We start from the raw sequence: 19,104 nt of genomic DNA, 5'->3' as shown, positions 1-19,104 counted from the left end.
AATCTCTCAGTTAGTTGTGCCGGTGGTCTTGCTTGCGCAAGCTCGATTGAATGATTCGGTCAGGGATCAATGCACACAGGACGATCGCCACGCCGGCGAGCACGCCTTCGCCGCCCTTGATGTTGCGCAGCGCCGTCATCACGTCATAACCCAGGCCGCCGGCGCCGATCAGGGCAGCGACCACCACCATCGACAAGCTCATGACGATGGTCTGGTTGATCCCCAATAACAGCGATCGGCGAGCCAATGGCAGCTGCACCTTGATCAGGGTTTGCCAAGGACTGGCACCGTGTGCCACCGCCGCTTCGACAGCATCCTTCGCAACTTCCTGGATACCCAGCGACGTCAGACGAATCATCGGCGCCAGGGCGAAAATCACGGTCGCGATCACGGCGGGGGTCTTGCCGACAGAAAAGAACGCCACGGCAGGAATCAGGTACACAAACGTCGGCAGGGTCTGCATGACGTCCAGCAGGGGCGTAATTACCCGCCGTAAAAGCGGACGCTTCGCCAGCAGGATGCCGGTGGGTACGCCAATGACCAGGGCAATCAGTACCGAAGAACCGACCAGCGCCAGCGTGGCAATGGTTCGCTCCCAAAAGCCAAACAGGCCGATGTACAACAAGGCTGCGCTGCTGGTCAGTGCCAGCGCCAAGCCAGCTGAACGCCATGCCAGAAACACCAGCGGCAGTGCCGAAACCGGCCATGGCAACCAACCTAGGAGGTTTTCAATGCCTTCGATGACGGTGCGAACGGCAACGATCACGCCGACGAATGCGCCCTCGAACGTCACCTGCGACCAGCCAATGAATTCATCAATGCTCTGTGCCGCCAGCAGCAAGGCCTGGCGATTGGCCGGGAACTGCAGCAGCACACCGGTGGCGTCAGGTGTGACGACGCGCCAGATCACCAATGCCTGACTGACCATCAGCACAGCCGAAGGCAGCGCCCAACCCGATACGTTGCGCTGCACAGGCAGGCGGCTCAACGAGAACGCGGTGAAACGACTGGCCGCGAACACCATCACCGCCGCCAGAATCGCCAGCCATGATGAACTGGCAATGCCCTGGGCCAATGCCGCTAGCGCTGCGAGTTCAACTGCGAAGCCGAGCCAAAACAAACCGCCCTTGCCTCGCGCAGCAAGCGCTGCCGGCCCCAGCAACAATGCCTGCCACCCGCGCAAGCCGGGGCGGACGTGCGGCCCACGAGGAGCGGTTTCGGGGGGCTGAAGGCCAACACTGTCGACGCAGTGCAGGGGTGTAGGGGTTGGACTGAAGTCCCGGAAAAAGTCGGCAACTTCGGCGTCAACCGGATGATCGAGCAACTGTTTGGGCGTGCCCAATTGCACCAGCCGTCCTCGGCGCAGCACTGCGATGCGGTCAGCAAGGCGTATGGCTTCGGCCGGGTCATGCGTGACCAGCAATGTGCTGATACCGCGCTCACGCACCAGTGCCAGGAAATGACTTTGCAGATCGCGTCGAATGGTCGGATCCAGCGCACTGAACGGCTCGTCCATCAGTAGAATGTCGGGATCAGTCACCAATGCGCGTGCCAGGCCAACCCGTTGCTGCATGCCACCGGACAACTCATGGGGATAATGCTCGCCCCACCCCTCCAGACCTACCGCCTGCAACTGCAGAGTAGCCGCCGCATGACGAATCGACTCGGGTTCACCACGCAACTCGAGGGGTAGTGCGACGTTGTCCAGCACCGTACGATGGGGCAACAGGCCAAAATGCTGGAACACCATCCCGATGCGGCGCGATCTCAAGTCACGCAAAGCTTTGTGGCTCAAGCCGCTGATGGCCTGCCCTTCGATCAAGACCTCGCCACTCGAGGGCTCAATCAAGCGATTGATATGCCGCAGCAGCGTGGATTTCCCGCTTCCTGATGTGCCCATCAGGCACAGAACTTCACCGCGGCGCACCTCCAAACTGACATTGCTGACGGCCGGCAGCACTGACGAATCTTTGCGTAGATAGGCTTTGGTGACGTCTCGCAACTCAAGAACAACATCGGCCTCAATGGCATGATCGCTGGAGGGTTGCGCACGCTGTTGAGATGAGTCGATCCGGGCAGTTGCCAAAGAGGTTTGAATAAGTATCACAGGAGCTCCGGGCAAGCGACCCCTGGATGCGGGCAACGCGCTCGCCCCAGAGTAGAAAATTGGCTGAGCCTCAGGTCATGATCCGAACACCGTCGCCTGAAGCAAAAAAAGCGCCGCGCAGGGAGCACAACGCTTTCCAGAGACATAAAGCTAATCGATCTTAAAAAGAACAAATAAATATCTTTTTGGAATTAACTTAAGCCTTCTCGCCCCGGCTATCTGCGTCTGATTATTGAAATCAAAAATAACTAAAAGGTATCAAAAAAACAAAAACAGGTACTTATCGCTATAAAAGTCTCGGTGGTCGCGTTTCTCGATCATCGGCTTTCGGAGGCGTGGCCGTGCTGTCGGCGAGCGGTAGCAGTGGGACAAGGAGTTTGTCTGCAACCTGGTGCAGGGGACTACAACCAGAAAATCGAAGACATCATCGGGGAGCAATGGGGCGATGGGATGGCGGCGGGCTGTTCCGCAGCTGTATTTGTCTTCTTCCTCGTATTTATTATGTTTTGTGAGATACACGCTACTCCTTTGGAAAGGGTTGCCGACGTGTCGGGGAGCATCCGGTAGGCTTGCTCCCTTGTGCCTCCGCCGCGCCTTAGCCCTGGTCGTACTGATGCGGGTCATAAACACTGCTGCGTGCCAAACGTCTACTCAAGCGAACGTCCGGCCCCCCTCCTATCGCCCCCTGGGTGATCAACGCTCGTTCAGGAGGCGATCACGACGGACGCTCACGCCGGGTTTACGCAGCAGTCTTGGAACTTGAAGCGTGTCTGTTCTCGCCGGCAGGCAATGTCGGGTACAGGGTCAAAGTCGAGGTTGAGCATTTTCACCGCTGTGAAGATATCGTAGGCGTAAAGTATGCTAATTGATGCTAGTAGCATGGCACCTATGTCGTTCTGCTGGCCGCGGAACCATATCGAGCGAAGTATTCATAACCTGTCATGCAAGAAGGCATTGAGCCTGTCCTATAGCCTATGGATTTCACTGATTTCTCTTGATCGAAAAACAAAAAAACGAAAGGAAAATAAAAAAAAACGAATCTTTTTTAGATGAAAATAAGATGCGCCCTCTCCACCTCTTTACTCATCCGGTATATTGAATAGAAAAAATGCCCGGTTGGATTGCGTTGTCTTAAGCAGATAGGGTTTGTTCAAGAGGAATTCGAATGAAGAAAAATGATGATTTGAGAATAGCACTGCACTACGCTCTGGTTGATTTAGACAGTGCCCAATCGGAAATAATGAAGCTTGTATGTATTGGCATCCCATTCGATAGCGATGAGTGGCTGAGCGCATTAGACACACATGCCGAGCGGTACAACAAGTTGCAGGCTGTGCTTTCCCAAGCCAATACTCGAAAGCCCAATAAAAATCAAAAAAATAGTTGCCCGCTTCGTTTTTAAAAAATACCGCTCAAACGGATCGATTTGAATTGCATGAATAGGCATAAAGCAATCATCTGAATTTAAGTATCTAGTAAAAAACTCAATGCACCTATATATGAGTCAGCCCGTCTGTCCAGGCGCCACACCCGCTCAATTCGAATAGATAGCACAAAAAACTCGACACAAATCACATTCTAAACCCCATCATCAACATCTGTTGTTTTTATATTTTCGAGTTACGATATTATGAAATTATCGATTCCCCAGCAAACAGATTTAGATGAAAAGCTTAAGGTTATGGATGCTCTGATCAACGAGTGCTATGCGACTCATTTTTCGGCAAGGACTTTAGCGGCCTTGTTGCTCGCACCAAAGGCAGCCCCATTAATTAAAGAAAAAGAGTCTATGGCGGGGCTTAGATTTGCAACGTTTAGCCAGAAGGATTCCAATGCGCTGATAGAAGCTCTCAAGCTTAAGATAGATCTACTGACTATACAGATAAGGCATCTTATCTCATCGCCCTCCGCTGAAAGCCCGCCGCCACCCTACCATTATTACACCAACACTCAACTTTCGATAGTACAACTCAGGCATTGCATAGCCAATAATGCCTCCGCGCTAGAGGAGCTGAAAGCATATCGTCACGTTTATTTCCACGCTCAACAAGCCCGCAGTAAGCAGTAAATCTTCAATAAAAAATTGAAAATCATTTACCTTGATGAATATCTGAAGGTAAAGCATGTAGTGAGTAAGATATCTTTAGCAAACACGGAGCGGAGTCTTGAGAACTACTACTGACCTGTATGTCTTCAATCTCTAAGCTTTAAAGCGCTTTATTTTCAGCGATTAGCATCGTTACCGAAACCATCAGCATCAATATAAGTTCTACAAATGTCATGCTCTCACCTCCGACATTGTCCGTGCCGGTCGAGGAACTATCCCAGCAGCGATGCGTTTTAAGGATGACCACTCATGAGTGCTCCTTAACTAATATGATATATCAGCCTCACCAAGTATAACCCCGATTACTGACTGAGCCCATCTCCTTACGCTGCGCCCATTTCTCGAATGTTTGCTTTCAACTCTTGGAAATCGTATTCGGATAAGCCGACATAGTCGAGCACTTGATGGCTAATGATGTTCCATTCATGGTCCGCAGTTTCTTTGCCCAACACTCGGTAGGACTCGCAAATGTGCTCGGCCATTTTCAGGATAGAGAGCAAGTTCTTAACTTGGTTATGTTGCGCCGAGTCATCGCTGAAGACCGCATAAGCGTTGTGGTGACGGGCGATGGTTGTTGCCATGTGTTCTGGCAAGCGCCACGCTTTGGCCGTGTAGTAACCTACCACCGCATGGTTTGTGTTGAAGGCTTTGTTTTCGACGTCAACCACCCGCTGCTGCTGGTTCACGCCTGCGTACCCCTGTTCCAGAACTGTCATGTAGTTAGGAAATTTCTTATACATCAACGGCACGCCACAATCATGAAACAGCCCGAGTGCGTAAGCCTCGTCTACCGCCTGAGAACCTAGACGTTTGGCCAGCGCTAGACATGTCATGGCTATGTCCTGCGCGGTGTCCCAGAAGCGATTGAGTGTCACGATAGATTCATCGTTCATTCCGCCTCGGATAGAAAGGCCGTTGACCATGTTGATCACCGAACGGCTACCTAGCAGATTTACAGCACGCGGAATCGAAGAAATACGGTTACTCAAACCGAAGTAGCTGGAGTTGACGATCTTCAGCAAGGCTCCGGCAATGCCTGGGTCCTGAGAGATAAGTCGGGCGATCTCCGCAAGATCTGGGTCAGGCATGTACTGCTCGATCTGTAAGTCCACTAAAATTTGTGGCTGCGGCGGCACGATAATTCCCTGCAAGGCTTGCTTGATTTTATCCTCGGAAAACTCTAACTCTGCTGACATATAATTCCTGAATACTTACCAGATACGTAATGGGCGCTTCGCCCTATTGATATTACCCTCGCCGTCATTGGATTGTCAGCGCATTGACTCCAGTCACCACCAAAATTCACGTTCACTTGGCATCCATGCTGTGAGATCGCGACGCAAATCTCTGCCCAGCGCATCAGTGCTGAACAGAGATTCGCGTTCTTTCACTTTACAAGAGGCTTGGCTCTGCCCGAACGCAAGCTCATGCCAAGGGCGAATGCGCGAGCGGCGAACAGCATCATAAATTGGGCGATAACGCCGCTCTACGATTAAGTGCGGCCTGCATCAGCATCAACGCGGTGCTTGTACGTCTAGCGTTCATAGTGCCACTCGCCTTTGCATTGTCCCGCTCGCAGACTCGCTTCCAAGCCTAAATTCATAACTATTCTATTAAAAATCAATAAGATAGTTAAATCTATATCCCTCGGCATATAGACGCTTCAAGCAACTGTCCATAAATTCTGGCTCATCGCGTTTACGCAAAGCAGTCAGGAGAAAATCATGGGACGACTAATTGGCAAAGTGGCGCTGATCACTGGCGGCGCGGGAGGTTGCGGTCTTGCGACTTCTGAACTGTTCGCCCGTGAAGGCGCCAAGGTCGCCATACTCGACCTGCCGCAAAGCGACGGCGTAGCTGTGGCGGAACGCATTAACGCCAGCGGTGGCAATGCCTACTTCATTGCCACCGACGTATCTAACGCCGACCAGGTAGAGACTGCCGTGACGCAGGTCGAGCAACGCTTTGGCCCCATCACGGTATTGATGAACCACGCCGGCACCATCCACGTCGGCCCATTTCTTGAAACCAGCGAGAACGACTGGGATCGGCTGATGGCAATCAACGTCAAGAGTATGTTCCTAGTAACACGAGCGGTGCTGCCAGGAATGATCTCTAGCGGCGGAGGCAGCGTTATTTGTACCTCTTCAATATCTGGCGTGGTCGGCACGCCTATGGAAGTTTTGTATTGCACCACTAAGGGTGCCTGCCACATGTTCGCACGCGCCATCTCGGTTGAGTTCCGCAACCGCAATATCCGCAGCAACGCTGTTTGCCCCGGGTTCATTGGTACCGCCCACGGCCGCCGCGAACTGGACTTGCTACGTGAGCATGGCACCGAAATTTCCAACGCCATGCTGCAAGACATGCAAGGCCGCCTTTGCGACCCCACGGAGGTAGCGGCAGCGGCGCTGTTCCTGGCCAGCGACGATTCCAGTTTCGTCAACGGCACACACCTGTTTGTCGATAACGCCTACACCGCGGCCTGACCGCACCGAGCACGCGTGACCAACTCATAACAACGCGCGGCTTCCAAGCCTGACACTGCCAAAGACAATAACTTAAAACCCCTCTTGGCGAGACGGAGCAACACATGGAAATCGAAAACAGAAGCGTCGAGTTTATTCCAGAGAGCGAGCGTTATGGTTCGGCCAGACGACTGTTTACCATCTGGTGCAGTGCCAACATGCAAGTCACCACAATGGTGATCGGCGCGCTGGGCGTGGTGGCGGGGCTGAATCTTGGTTGGACCTTCATCGGGCTGATCCTAGGCAACCTTATAGGCTCCATTTTCATGGCGGCGCACTCCGCGCAAGGCCCGCATTTGGGGATTCCACAAATGATCCAAAGCCGGGCGCAGTTCGGCGTAATTGGTGCGGGCGTGCCGCTGGCTATAGTGGTGCTGGCCTACATTTTGTTCACAGCAGCCAATGGCGTAGTGATGCGAGATTCCATCAAGGCAGTAGTGCCGGTCTCCGACAACAACGCGATCATACTGTTTAGCATACTCACGCTGATCGTCGGCTTTGTGGGCTATGAGCTGATCCACAGGATCGGTGCCTGGATGAGTGCCATCTCAAGCATCATTTTCGCGATGGCCGCGTACACTGTGCTGCAACACGGTCTGCCGGAAGGTGTATGGCTGCTATCGTCAAACACTTTCAAGTTTGCCATCTTTTGCTTGGTGGTGACGCAAGCCGCTTCGTGGACGCTGGGCTTCGGTCCCTATGTTGCCGATTACTCGCGCTACCTACCAACCTCCATATCCACGCGATCGACGTTCTGGTATAGCTATCTGGGCATAGTGGTAGGTTCCACGCTACTGATGCTGCTAGGCGCGATCATGGCCGCCACCGCAATAGATGTCACCACCGACCCCGGCAGCGCTATCGCGAACTTGTTCCCTGGTTACACGCATCTTGCGTACTACGTGATCATCATCGGGGTGTTAGGGTGGAACGTTATGAATCTGTACAGCTCGTACATGTCCACCACCACAATCTTCACCAGTTTTAACGGCTCGTCTCGAATCAGCCTGTTGACCAAATTTGTCATCATGGCAATCGTCGCCATTATCGTGACCTGGATCGCCATCGCGGCCCAATACAATTTCAGTGCGTACTTCAGCGACATCCTGATCGGCCAAGTGTATGTACTGGTGCCTTGGAGCGCGATCAATCTGGCGGACTATTACCTAATCCGCAAGGGTCGCTACTGCGTGGCAGCGATGTACGACGTCAATGGCATATACGGCAAGGTGAACTGGAATACTTTGAGCATCTACGCCGTCACCGTGGTAGTGCAGATTCCATTCATGGAGCTTTCGTTCTACAAAGGTCCCATTGCAAGTCTTGTCGGTACGGACATTTCGTGGCTACCGGCGCTGGTTATTCCGAGCGTGCTGTATTACCTCGTGAATCGCGGCAAACGACTGCATTTGACGCCGTTTGAAAGCGGCCACTCTTCCGTGCCCAATACTCAACTTAACGGCGCGTAACCATTACAAATGCATCAGGGCACCCGCCAGGAAAAACGACCACGACATATGGCTCGCGGCGCCTGAAATCGCAGTCTTAAGTGGTGCCCACTTGTTTATCGATAACTGCCATGAAACTGCTAGGAGAGTTTACATGGCACTTCCAAGCGCGGGTAATAACGCAACTGGGCGAGAGGTCAGTCTTTTATTCGAGTACAGCTTCACGACGGAGTCCCCCCGCATGGATCAGAGCTCTTCAAAATCAGACAGTCTGACGCTTCTCGCGTGCGAGTGCCCAAGCGGCGTGGAGCACCGCCCACTTCTCGCAGACGTCGACGACCTCCCACGTAAGTACGACCCCGACCATATCAGCGCAAGCTGTACTACACCCGGCGCGACGACATTAACTTAAGGCCAACGCGTGCCGACAGCTGGGCCGAAGCGTGGACCCTGATCGCTATCATCTCAGCGATCACCCGCCCGCCTGAAGGTCAACCACGTCGTTACTTCTGACTGGTCTGTTTATTGCGTATATTTTTGTCATATTCGATGTCAGCGCTAAGAGCATCAAAAATAGCGCAGAACGACCCCATCCTTCCCAATTGCGCACCACGATTGTGCAGAGCTGAACGTTCTAGTGAGTTGGCGCTGTTGATAAAGGAGTTCTGAAATAAATAGCCAAGATGCCCTCACCGTGGCGCAATTGATAACCGCCGTCGGCAGTCCCGATCTAGGGCATAGCCTCTGTGCACTGCTGGACGATGCAGTCAGCTTCGACATGAGTGGCCTTTACCTGTTTCGCTTCGACCAACCCGCGCAATTGCTATACAACGGCTATAAAGGGCAGGTCGCTGCACGCACTCTGGACGCTTACAGCCGTGGTGGCTATCTCCTAGACCCATTCTATGTCGCCAGCATGAACCGTCACCCCGGCGGCCTGTGGCGGATGAGCGAACTGGCGCCGGACAGCTTCTTTTCCTCCGGTTTTGCTATTTGTCCAGACTTGCACCCATGTGTGTCGTCCACCCACGGGACACAGATTGATGAGATCGGCTACATCGTTCATCTGCAGAAACGAACTGCCCTGGTATTCAGCCTGATGAAGGCGCAGGAACACGGCCCCTTCAGCAGCATCGAAGTTGCCCATTTACAACTCCTGACCCCGCTCATCAGCGCGGCTCTGGAACTACATGGCCGCCAGCTGCCTCGCGAGGCGGACCACTCCTATGCGGAAAACCAGCTAGAAAGCGCCTTCGTCGGCGCCCTAAGCCAGCTAACCGAGGCACAGCGCTATGTCGCCAAACTTCTCTTGCAAGGCCATAGCAACGCCTCCATAGCGCGTCAGTTAGACATATCCGAAGGCACGGTGAAGGTGCACAAACACAACCTCTACCAACGATTGGAAATCTCAAGCCACTCGGAGTTGTTCCGCCTTTTCATCAGCTATATCGCTCAAACCCCGCGGTAGGAGATAGAGGTTGCGGCATAGAACTACGAATTGGCGGCATACGCCGCGAATGGCTTTGCCATTGTCATTGCGAAAGTCGGCGATGGTTTTGAGGTCCGGGGCCAAACGCCCCGTTAGCCACATCCACTCGACGTTTCGCTGGGCCTCACGCTCAAGCCAACGGGTGGACTGAATTCAATTGAGGCAGCCGTAGATATAGACCTTCAGTAACACCGGTGGTGCAGATACCTCGAACCGACGAGCCATATCTCCAAGGCGTCGACAGTGTATGAACGCATTTTTAGGTGCCTGCCCTCCTAAGCCCAGTATGTCATGACTGCCGTATGTTCAACCGGTGATTCTCGATGCTCTTTCGCCAGGGCTATGGGTGAACCACTCATTGCGACCGATGCCACGAGGGGCGTGGTTTGACCATAGGCATCAATTTTTGGGCTCACCTAAAGACCCACTGAAATCAGCCGATCTAGTTGTCATTAGAGGGAACCTAACCCTCACCCGTTAGAGGGCAGCTATAGCCCATTTTGTGATCCCTTCGCTCGTTAGTAAGTCACCCACTGCCGCCATCAATAATTTTAGAAGCAGAAATAAAATGATTGAACCCGAACGGATCGTCTCCCTCTCGCGGGAGGTAGAGGCACTGGCAAATCGAGGTGTGAATGATATACACGCGATCACGCGCCAAACTCGGTTGTTAGCAATCAATGCACTCATTGAGGCAGCGCATGCAGGTAAAGCCGGAATGGGATTCTCGGTCGTGGCCGAAGAAGTCAAAAATATTTCAGAGCGTATCTCAAGAATTGCGAGCGGGCTGACCGAGGACCTTAACGTGTCAGTCAACGAGCTGACAGCACTTGGTCGAGGGATGTGCTATGACGTGCGCGGGCAACGCCTAGCTGATTTGTCCTTAAACATGATCGAAATCATTGATCGGAACCTTTACGAGCGTACCTGCGACGTACGCTGGTGGGCAACCGATGCGTCTCTGGTAGATGCGCTAACAAACTGCTCACCAGAAAGCTGCGTTTCTGCCAGCGAACGCCTTGGTATCATCCTCGACAGCTATACCGTGTACCTGGATATTTGGGTCGCTGATAGCAGTGGACGAATCTTAGCTTCGGGTCGCCCTGAAACCTTTGGCAAAGTCGTCGGAGCCAATGTCGCGAAAGAGGCTTGGTTTAAAAACGCGATGCGTCACTCTTCAGGTGATCAGTATTTCGCAGGACAAGTAACTGTCGAGCCGCTTCTTAACGACTCACACACATGCGCATTTAGTGCTGCTGTGCGCAGCAAGGCCGGTAAACAAACTCCTGTGATAGGAGTTATCGGAATTTTTTTCGACTGGCAGAAGCAAGCCGATTCCGTGCTTAAAGGCGTTCGGCTGAGCGAAGACGAACGCCCACGTAGTCGATTGATGATAATCGACCAAAACCATAAGGTAATTGCTAGCTCAGATACGCAAAATCACCTGGGTGAAAGCATTGAATTACAAATTAAAGCGGGCCAATCGAGTGGATTCAGCGTCTTAAGTAAAACCCTCATTCAGGGCTATGCGATAACGCCTGGTTTTGAGACCTATCCGGGTATGGGATGGCTAGGCGTAATTGAACAGCATTTACCCTCCATAGACCCGTAATCCAAGGTTTTCGGAGAGATTCATATGCTGAGCGGTTACTCCTTGTTCGCTGAGCAGATATCTGGGAGGGGTAAATATCTGCACGGTTATTTTCATGTGACGCAGCCTCCCTCTGGTTAGACTGCGCCACGGGCACCAATTGGGCGTCGTTGCTGAGCAACCGAACATCGCAAAACCAGTTAGCCAGGTAATAGGCCTCAGTCTTTGTTGACTTCGGCGTACTGCCGTTCAGTCTCCCCCTTTAAAGCGTTTGCACCCAAATGTTTTCGGTCAATCGAAGGTAACCAGAGTCCATGAGTACCGCCTAAGGCTTTAGATGACTAGCCTAGGCGCACTGATCCAGGCATCGGCCACTTGGTTCATAGCCTTGAAGATTGTCGGCGGGCTCTACCTGATCTGGTTGGGCTTCGGCCTGTGGCGGGCTGCCCCCGTTAGCCTCGATACGACCGGCGCTACCAACTTGCGGGGTTGGTCGCTGTTCCGCCAAGGCCTGGTATCTGCCATTTCAAATCCCAAGGCACTGCTGCTATTCACGGCTTTTATCCCACCATTCCTGGATTCCCACAGGAGCATCATCGCGCAGACGGCTGCCATCGCGCTGACTTATGCCGTCGTAGAGTTCGTCGTTGAGTATCTGGTGGCCAGCGCTGCGCACCGGGTCAGGCCTTAGTTAGCTCGAAGCGGGCGCCGATTCAATAAAGTCTGTGGTGGATTCTTTGTGCTTTTCGGATTGGCCCTACCCATCCATACCTGAAGGCACGACGTCCCGTATCAGACGGGACTCGACCACGAATGTATTAACAGTTGGTGTATGTAGGTTGCGCGTTGAGTCGGTAGCTTCGTCAGTACATTTTTAGCCTTCATCGGCCAGAAGTGCCCAACGCTCGTGATCGCACCATACTCCGGCGATTTGAAGATATCTCGGAGAGAACCCCTCCTTCTGAAATCCGAGACGTTTTATCAGAGCTATTGATCGCACATTTTCAGGTTGAATATTGGCCTCAAGACGGTGAAGACCCAGCTCCTTAAACGCATACTCCGTTGTCAACTCCACCGCCTGGGACATTCTTCCGGTCCCCGCGAAAGAGACCATGCCCCAGTAGCTGAGGTAGGCGTTTTGAAATCCTTTATAGAATATCTGACTTAGATTGGTTACTCCAACAATGCGCCCAGACTCCCTATCGCGGGCCAGTAGACCAACGCTTGACCCCGTGATTTGAGCCGAATACCACTCCTCGAAGCCCGAAGTGGTTGTAAACGGCTGTACCCAGCGGCCATGAAACTCTCGGCTTTCGCGATTCGCTTGTAGGAGCTCGTCGATATCTGTGCGATTTACTCGAGCAAGCTCAATGTTCGATGTTTCCATAATACTTTTGAACCACCAACTTTCGAGGTCTACATAACAGGCAATAGGTGCTGATAACAAGTTAGACAACTTGGTCAGACACCCCGTTTACTGATCATCGGGCCTGCAATAGGCCCTGCGTAGGTCATCAACAAAGGTCTCCCAACAGCAAACCTGTAGGCATCTGTGACGGCAGTGAACCCTCCAACCCTTAACGGCAGAAATGAGCCGTTAAAGACGCCTGTCATAGAATTACGAGCGACATGCAGCAACCTAAAACCGTCAATATAATACGACCTTGAAATGCCTCGTAGATATACTGAAATGCTCAAACACGCATGACACAGGCAGGTTCTCCCCCGTTCTACTGAACGTTGGGCAGTGGAGTCTGTTTAGCTTGTCTTTTGAAACCCTAGGAGTATCAGCCCATATCGAATCGGTCTTGATGGGTTTCAACCAAGACCTGACGCTGGCATTAGGCGCGATCTCGAACGTGCCTCTCGCGAGCCAGCGGTGCGCCAGCAATTGTTGAAGTCTCGCATTGGAGCAACAAAGACGACCACCCTCTACGGATAATACGTTTTGTCCATCAAGGACTAGACATTAGTCACGGGTTTAACGGATAGCAGCCCGCTTTAGGGCTGCCTGGTGCCAGTGATACAGCACTTCCGTAAGGAGACGGGCATGCACAACTCCCCCCATTATCGAAGGTATTTTACCGTCCCATCGAAGCAGCCATACGATGGGCCGGGCTGCTGCGATACAAGCCGATGATCATCTCCGCAATCACTTTGCCGAATTGCCTACCGCAGACGTTGGATTGCCCGCGATGGAGCGAGTGCTGTCTTTACATGGAACGCATCTACGATGGCATCCTGAATACTGAACTTTCGTTCGGTAAGAATGGGATCACCGTTAATGACCCTGACCTGATAAGTTCGCCAGATCTAACCATTCGCCATGTCGATCTGAAACGATGGATGTGCACCCATTATCCCGAGCATCGGCCAGGCTTTCTGTTCAGCCGCAGCGAACGCATGGCACACCCCTTTATCAGTATGGAGACCGGGCAAGCTCTTTTAATGGAGCGGCTAGCTCTCCAGGCCGCACTGGACGGCACCCGTAGTCAGATGCAGGAATTGCAAGTGCGACACCAAGCCCTGCTCAAGCAGTCCACTATTCAAGGAGCTGCCAAACAGTCCGTCATCAGCGATCGAGCAGAGACCACCTATCTGAACATCATCGGCGGGATGGTTACGCTGATGCTCGGACAGTCCCCATCGGGCACGCCTTATTCAGTATTCAAAACCCAGGAGTCGATAGTCACTGCCCTTCTTGCCCATTACAGCGGAACCATGGGCATCACAGAACGAACATTGAATGGCAAGTTTGCCAATGCCAGGAAAAATGTCCATAGCGCGGTACCGTAAAGTTTTCCACCTTGTATATGCAATCTCGGAGATTGCATATGCAATGTATTTTCGCGATCAGATCTATTGAATAGACCTCACACCAACAAACGCCACTGAGCGTTCAGGAGTGACCTCTATGTCGCAAGCACCTGTATTGCCATCGCACGAGCGCCGCATTCTGCGGCTTGATGAAGTCCAGACAAAGTCCGGCTTCAAACGCGCCCACATCTACAACCTTATGAAGAAGCGCCAGTTCCCACAGGCGATTCGCTTGGGCGTGCGCGCGGTGGGTTGGGATTCGGTCGAGATCAACCAATGGATCGAAGAGCGGCTCAACAACCGCACCTGACCCGCTCTCCCTCGAATTCCCCATAACCAGACGGAGAGCGCCATGCAGGTTGTATCCATTATTTCGACAAAAGGCGGCGTTGGTAAAACGACCACGGCCGCCAACCTTGGTGGGCTCGCCGCCGACGCAGGCTTGCGCGTTCTGTTGCTCGACGTCGACGTACAGCCCACGTTGTCGTCCTACTACGAGTTGGCGCACCGTGCACCAGGTGGCATCTACGAGCTATTGGCGTTTAACGAGCGCGACCTTGGTCGACTCGTGTCCCGCACAATCATCACGGGCCTGGACCTTGTGCTCTCGAACGACCATCGAGGCGAGCTGAATACCTTGCTCTTGCATGCTCCAGATGGGCGCCTGCGGCTGCGCCACCTGCTACCAGCGCTGGCACCATTTTATGATCTGGTATTGATCGATACTCAGGGTGCACGGTCGGTGCTATTAGAGATGGCAGTGTTGGCTTCCGACCTGGCACTGTCACCTGTGACTCCGGAAATCCTTGCGGCACGTGAGTTGCGGCGTGGCACGATGCAGTTACTGGAGGAAATCGCACCGTACCGCCACCTCGGCATCGAACCGCCACAGCTGCATCTACTCATAAATCGCGTCCATCCTGTATCCGCTAACGCGCGGCTGATTCAGCAAGCGCTGCGCGACCTGTTCCAAGATCATGCCGGCATTTGCGTGCTAGGCACCGACGTGCCGGCGATCGAAGCTTATCCGCGCGCCGCTACCCGTGGTCTACCGGTGCATCGCGTCGAGCATCGCCAGCCAACGGGCAGAGTTGCACCCGCCGCGCTCGACACCATGCGCGCGCTCGCTGGCGAATTGTTCCCTCAGTGGCAAGACAGGTTTGTGCGTATATCCGGCCATCCATCACGTCTTCTAGAAACTGGGAGCCCGCATGGCGAACGCACGTGAACTAGCCCGAGGCAACAAGCGGCTGCACGCCCTGATCGAGTTTGCGGTGAGCGAGGGTTGGCACGTTAAGCGCACACCTGGCGGACACCTCAAGTTCACGAAGGTCGGCTGCGCCGCCATCTACGCCAGTTCAACCGCAAGCGACCACCGGGCGACACTCAACGCCCGTGCGCAGATCCGCCGCGCCGAGCGCGAGGCCCGAATGGCTCGGGCCGTCAATAGCGAGGGATGCAGCCATGGCTGATATGACTTCCCAGGACATGGCCGGCAGACTGATTGCCGCCGGGTTCGAGCGCAGCGGTCCATCGGCCACGGTCTTGACCGACCCTATTGCCGACACGCCGATGGTAGTAACTCTGGACCAGTTGCGTCCCTACGACCACGACCCGCGCATGAAGCGCAACCCGGCCTATGAAGAAATCAAAGCGTCCATCCGTGAGCGTGGCCTGGATGCGGCGCCAGCTATCACGCGCCGGCCCGGCGACGGGCATTACATCATTCGTAACGGTGGCAATACGCGACTCGCGATCCTGCGTGAACTCTGGACAGAGACGAAGGACGAGCGCTTCTTTCGTATATCGTGCCTGTTCCGCCCCTGGCCCGCGCGAGGGGAAATTGTCGCGCTGACCGGACACCTAGCCGAGAACGAGCTAAGGGGCGGGCTGACCTTCATCGAGCGCGCCTTGGGCATCGAAAAGGCCCGCCAGTTCTATGAAGAGGAAAGCGGCGGCCCGCTGAGTCAGTCTGAATTGGCCCGCCGTCTGACCGCTGACGGCTACCCCGTACAGCAGTCGCATATCAGCCGCATGGCCGACGCGGTACGCTACCTACTGCCTGCTATTCCGACCGTGCTCTATGGAGGCCTGGGACGCCACCAAGTCGAGCGGCTATCGGTTATGCGCAGGGCCTGCGAGCGCACCTGGGAGCATTACGCCAAAGGCCGCTCCCTTCCATTGGACTTCTACAACTTCTTCCAAGAGGTGCTTTCGCAGTTCGACGTCAAGGCGGATGAATTCGCTCCGCAGCGTGTGCAGGACGAACTGATCGGCCAGATGTCAGATCTGCTGGGCGTCAATTACGACGTGCTGGCCTTGGACCTAAACGAATCTGAGAGCCGCCACCGTGCGCTTTTCAGCGATCCGACTCCACCGTCGACACCGTCCGCATTGCCTGAGCCTGGAGCCATCGCGTGTCCACCCGTTGGACCGGCGCCGACCATAGATACGCCTTCGCCAAAAACAACGCGATCTACAAGCGCCCCCCTGACGCTCCAAAATGATACAACCGCTGGCATAACGGCCGCCGGAAATCCTTCGGCAGCACCTGGAGAGCTGGTGCTAGACCATATCGTCTCACCCGCACCAACGACAGAGCGGCTTCAATCCATCCAGCGGATGATCGCGGATCAGTTAGGCGACGCGCTACCGCCAGACTTCTCAGCCAACGTATTAGAGTCCATCCCGGTGCAGGCCGGTGGCCTCTATCCGATCTCCGATATTTGGTACATCGACCCCGGCCTGGACGCGCCTGACCGACTACGCGTCCATATTGCGCAGTTCGCGCGCGAGATCGCCGGAGAGGCCGCCTTGGACGAGCTCATTGAGGAGCGTGCCGACGGCATCGGGTTCGCATGCCGCACCCAGCTCCCCTGCCCGCCTGGACACGCCGTGCTGACGCTGCTGGGATCTCTGGCCGGTCAGCGGCCGGCCGATGCTGACCGCAACGAGCAACTCGTCAACGATCTGCCGACCCTGCTACACGGTCAAGACGATGTCACCAGGCGATTGAGCGATACCGCCCTGGTCAAGCTGTTCCGTTTGCTGCGGCTGGCCCGAAGGTTGCTGGATCTGGAAGCCGGTGCCACAGATCGCGATTCTTGAACGAGGAAAACCAGCATGTCTGCACCACACCCCCTCAACCAAGCGGTCATCGCCCAGGCACTCTACGACCTGCGCAATGGGCAATTGCGTCGCTGCAAATCAATGGGGTTCGGTGAGCAAGAGCTCGACGCGCTTAAACACCCGGTGCTTGTCAGCGTACTGGCAAACGCCAGCGTCGCGTGGTGTTCCGTGACGGTCAATCGCGACGTGCTTCTTCGGCTGCTCAGACAAGCAAAGGACGTGGAGAAGGAAATCGCCACGGTTGATCGCATGCTCAGGCTGGCAGCAAGTACGGAGATGGTGAGCCGCTTCTACGGTCTGACCCATCAGGAGGTCGCCCTTCGCCGCGAAGTCCTTGGCCTGCCCAAGCGCAAGGGGCGCCATGCCGTTTTAGATGAAGCACAGGACACGGAGCTGTGGCGGCAGTGGAAGGCCCTGACCAGCAGCAGAAACGTCAATCTGGAGGACGATACCTCGCTTCTCGATGCGGCCATGGATTTGGCAGAAGCCATGTCACTGCCGCTGTCCGTCGTCTGGGCCGCAATCAAGAAATGGATAGACGAAGGTTTGGGTTGACCCATGATCGTGGAAGAGGCAGCACCGCGAGCACCACGCCAAGGTCCCCTTGCCCTATCCGATTTGTTGGACAGCGCGCTGAAAGACCTCACGACTAAAACCAGCGAGCCCGCGCCTGCGCGTACGTCCGGAGATGGCTTCCTGTTCAGCGGCAATCGGCACGAGAGCACACCACGGCGGCTATTCCTAGATCGAAGGCTGACGCCATTGGAACGCAATGCGTGGCAAGTGTTCCGGATGATGCTCAACGAGGATGGCGTCACCGCGTTCCCCACGTACGAGCAACTTCGGCCATGGCTCGCGTCTACACCCTGTTCCGGACAAGCCTCCCATGAGACCGTGGCACGCGCTTTGACGCTGTTGCGCCTGACACGCTGGTTGAGCCTCGTGCGCAGACGCCGCGACCCCAAAACCGGACGCATCCTCGGCAACCTTTATGTCTTGCACGATGAGTCCTTGACCCCGTTCGAGGCGATGCAGCTTGACGCCGAATACCTGGAACTGGTCTGCCAATCACTGGGCCATTCTGCGAAGGCCGTACAGATGGTAGGACTCAACACACTTAAGGAAATCGCGGAGGACCCGCTGCTGTCGGGCCGCACACTGCCATCGCGGCTGCAGGTGCTTGCCGAACGCTTGGCCCAACAGGGCATCGCTGCCTCTGAGAGTTATCCCAAAGAAGACGCGCCCCATGAATCCGAAGAAGGGGCTCTGAGCCCTCTTCGGAATGGCGAACAGCATTCTTCGGAATCCGAAGCATGGCTGAAAACCCCGCCGGACGGCGCTCTTCGGAGTCCGAAGCAGGACCGTACTCTACGTAGTAAAAGTAATCATGAAGTACGTACCGCGCATGAGCGTGGGCATGCGCGTGCGATACCGGGTGTTCGGATGCCTGATCGCTTCCTCAGCCTTAAGCAAGAGCAGCAGGCCGGCGCGCTGGTGGCGTTACAGCAGGTTGATGCTCCACTGAGGCAAGCCGTGCTGGACGAATGGGCGGATCGCTGTCGAGGCTCAACCATTCGCAACCCAGCAGGTTATTTGTTCGGCATCATCCAGCGCGCCATCCGGGGCGAGTTCAACGCATGGGCCAAGCAAGCCGGTACAGTGCCGCTGACACCTGCCGCCGAGTGCGATGGCCCACCCGCGGCGCCACACGATGGCGTCCCGATCGAGGTAGCTCGCCAGCACATAGAACGGCTGCGCAGCCTTCTGGGCAAGACCTGATTTTCGGGCCGCAAGATCACGAAGTAGATGCCCTCGGTTGTCAGTAGCGGCATCCCCAGGGGATAGACGCACAGACGTGCAGGACGCCGAGCAGATATAAGACAGGCAT

General features: G+C 54.8%; 16 protein-coding genes and 2 pseudogenes. 14 read left to right on the top strand and 4 right to left on the bottom strand.

Annotated elements, in window-relative coordinates:
- Positions 1 to 10: 10 nt before the first annotated feature.
- Positions 11 to 1,900 (bottom strand): ATP-binding cassette domain-containing protein, encoded by a 1,890-nt coding sequence (locus NVB75_RS03455; protein ID WP_258345994.1) that lies wholly within the window; start codon positions 1,898 to 1,900, stop codon positions 11 to 13.
- Positions 1,901 to 3,272: 1,372 nt separating this feature from the next.
- On the opposite strand from NVB75_RS03455, the gene NVB75_RS03450 reads away from it, so the two are divergent.
- Both NVB75_RS03450 and NVB75_RS03445 read left to right on the top strand, forming a co-directional pair.
- Positions 3,273 to 3,509: a hypothetical protein gene (locus NVB75_RS03450; protein ID WP_258345993.1), complete on the top strand. Its 237-nt coding sequence runs from the start codon at positions 3,273 to 3,275 to the stop codon at positions 3,507 to 3,509.
- Between the two features lie 228 nt (positions 3,510 to 3,737).
- Positions 3,738 to 4,175, top strand: coding sequence for a hypothetical protein (locus tag NVB75_RS03445; RefSeq protein ID WP_258345992.1), 438 nt, complete (start codon positions 3,738 to 3,740; stop codon positions 4,173 to 4,175).
- Between the two features lie 362 nt (positions 4,176 to 4,537).
- Here the strand turns inward: NVB75_RS03445 and NVB75_RS03440 are convergent, their stop codons facing one another.
- Entirely contained in the window at positions 4,538 to 5,410 is an 873-nt protein-coding gene (locus NVB75_RS03440) for an HDOD domain-containing protein (protein WP_258345991.1), read from the bottom strand.
- A gap of 528 nt (positions 5,411 to 5,938) precedes the next feature.
- Between NVB75_RS03440 and NVB75_RS03435 the strand changes: the two genes are divergently transcribed.
- From NVB75_RS03435 to NVB75_RS03425, 3 genes are all read left to right on the top strand, one after another.
- Positions 5,939 to 6,703 (top strand): SDR family NAD(P)-dependent oxidoreductase, encoded by a 765-nt coding sequence (locus tag NVB75_RS03435; protein ID WP_258345990.1) that lies wholly within the window; start codon positions 5,939 to 5,941, stop codon positions 6,701 to 6,703.
- 104 nt (positions 6,704 to 6,807) lie between these two features.
- On the top strand, positions 6,808 to 8,211 hold the full coding sequence (locus tag NVB75_RS03430; RefSeq protein ID WP_258345989.1) for a cytosine permease: 1,404 nt from the start codon (positions 6,808 to 6,810) through the stop codon (positions 8,209 to 8,211).
- Positions 8,212 to 8,860: 649 nt separating this feature from the next.
- Positions 8,861 to 9,658: a helix-turn-helix transcriptional regulator gene (locus NVB75_RS03425; protein WP_258348518.1), complete on the top strand. Its 798-nt coding sequence runs from the start codon at positions 8,861 to 8,863 to the stop codon at positions 9,656 to 9,658.
- On the opposite strand, the pseudogene NVB75_RS03420 reads toward NVB75_RS03425, so the two are convergent.
- Positions 9,623 to 9,877, bottom strand: a pseudogene (locus NVB75_RS03420) (transposase); the annotation flags it as partial. The gene NVB75_RS03425 and the pseudogene NVB75_RS03420 overlap by 36 nt on opposite strands.
- 370 nt (positions 9,878 to 10,247) lie before the next feature.
- Here NVB75_RS03420 and NVB75_RS33100 point away from each other — a divergent pair.
- Together NVB75_RS33100 and NVB75_RS03410 are read left to right on the top strand one after the other, a co-directional pair.
- The gene (locus NVB75_RS33100; protein ID WP_275753828.1) at positions 10,248 to 11,291 is read left to right on the top strand and encodes a methyl-accepting chemotaxis protein; all 1,044 of its coding nucleotides are present in this window, start codon (positions 10,248 to 10,250) and stop codon (positions 11,289 to 11,291) included.
- Between the two features lie 325 nt (positions 11,292 to 11,616).
- Positions 11,617 to 12,045, top strand: a pseudogene (locus tag NVB75_RS03410) (LysE family translocator); the annotation flags it as partial.
- Between the two features lie 99 nt (positions 12,046 to 12,144).
- On the opposite strand, the gene NVB75_RS03405 reads toward NVB75_RS03410, so the two are convergent.
- Entirely contained in the window at positions 12,145 to 12,726 is a 582-nt protein-coding gene (locus NVB75_RS03405; protein WP_258345988.1) for a GNAT family N-acetyltransferase, read from the bottom strand.
- A 635-nt stretch (positions 12,727 to 13,361) separates the two neighbouring features.
- Between NVB75_RS03405 and NVB75_RS03400 the strand changes: the two genes are divergently transcribed.
- The 7 genes from NVB75_RS03400 (at position 13,362) to NVB75_RS03370 (ending at position 18,995) form a co-directional block, all read left to right on the top strand.
- On the top strand, positions 13,362 to 14,066 hold the full coding sequence (locus NVB75_RS03400) for a hypothetical protein (protein WP_258348516.1): 705 nt from the start codon (positions 13,362 to 13,364) through the stop codon (positions 14,064 to 14,066).
- 118 nt (positions 14,067 to 14,184) lie between these two features.
- A complete protein-coding gene (locus tag NVB75_RS03395) occupies positions 14,185 to 14,397 on the top strand; it encodes an AlpA family transcriptional regulator (RefSeq protein ID WP_258345987.1) in 213 nt (70 codons plus the stop codon).
- A 42-nt stretch (positions 14,398 to 14,439) separates the two neighbouring features.
- A complete protein-coding gene (locus NVB75_RS03390; RefSeq protein WP_258345985.1) occupies positions 14,440 to 15,315 on the top strand; it encodes a ParA family protein in 876 nt (291 codons plus the stop codon).
- Complete coding sequence (locus NVB75_RS03385) at positions 15,299 to 15,559, top strand: hypothetical protein (protein WP_258345984.1); 261 nt, start codon at positions 15,299 to 15,301, stop codon at positions 15,557 to 15,559. The genes NVB75_RS03390 and NVB75_RS03385 overlap by 17 nt, the downstream gene beginning before the upstream one ends.
- Positions 15,552 to 17,195, top strand: coding sequence for a ParB family protein (locus tag NVB75_RS03380; RefSeq protein ID WP_258345982.1), 1,644 nt, complete (start codon positions 15,552 to 15,554; stop codon positions 17,193 to 17,195). The genes NVB75_RS03385 and NVB75_RS03380 overlap by 8 nt, the downstream gene beginning before the upstream one ends.
- Positions 17,196 to 17,210: 15 nt before the next feature.
- Positions 17,211 to 17,771: a DUF2857 domain-containing protein gene (locus NVB75_RS03375; protein WP_258345980.1), complete on the top strand. Its 561-nt coding sequence runs from the start codon at positions 17,211 to 17,213 to the stop codon at positions 17,769 to 17,771.
- 3 nt (positions 17,772 to 17,774) lie between these two features.
- Positions 17,775 to 18,995 (top strand): STY4528 family pathogenicity island replication protein, encoded by a 1,221-nt coding sequence (locus NVB75_RS03370; RefSeq protein ID WP_258345979.1) that lies wholly within the window; start codon positions 17,775 to 17,777, stop codon positions 18,993 to 18,995.
- Positions 18,996 to 19,104 lie beyond the last annotated feature (109 nt).

It is taken from the genome of Pseudomonas sp. CBS (genome assembly GCF_024734645.1).
GTDB lineage: Bacteria > Pseudomonadota > Gammaproteobacteria > Pseudomonadales > Pseudomonadaceae > Aquipseudomonas.
This window is presented reverse-complemented; position numbering and strand designations above follow the sequence as displayed.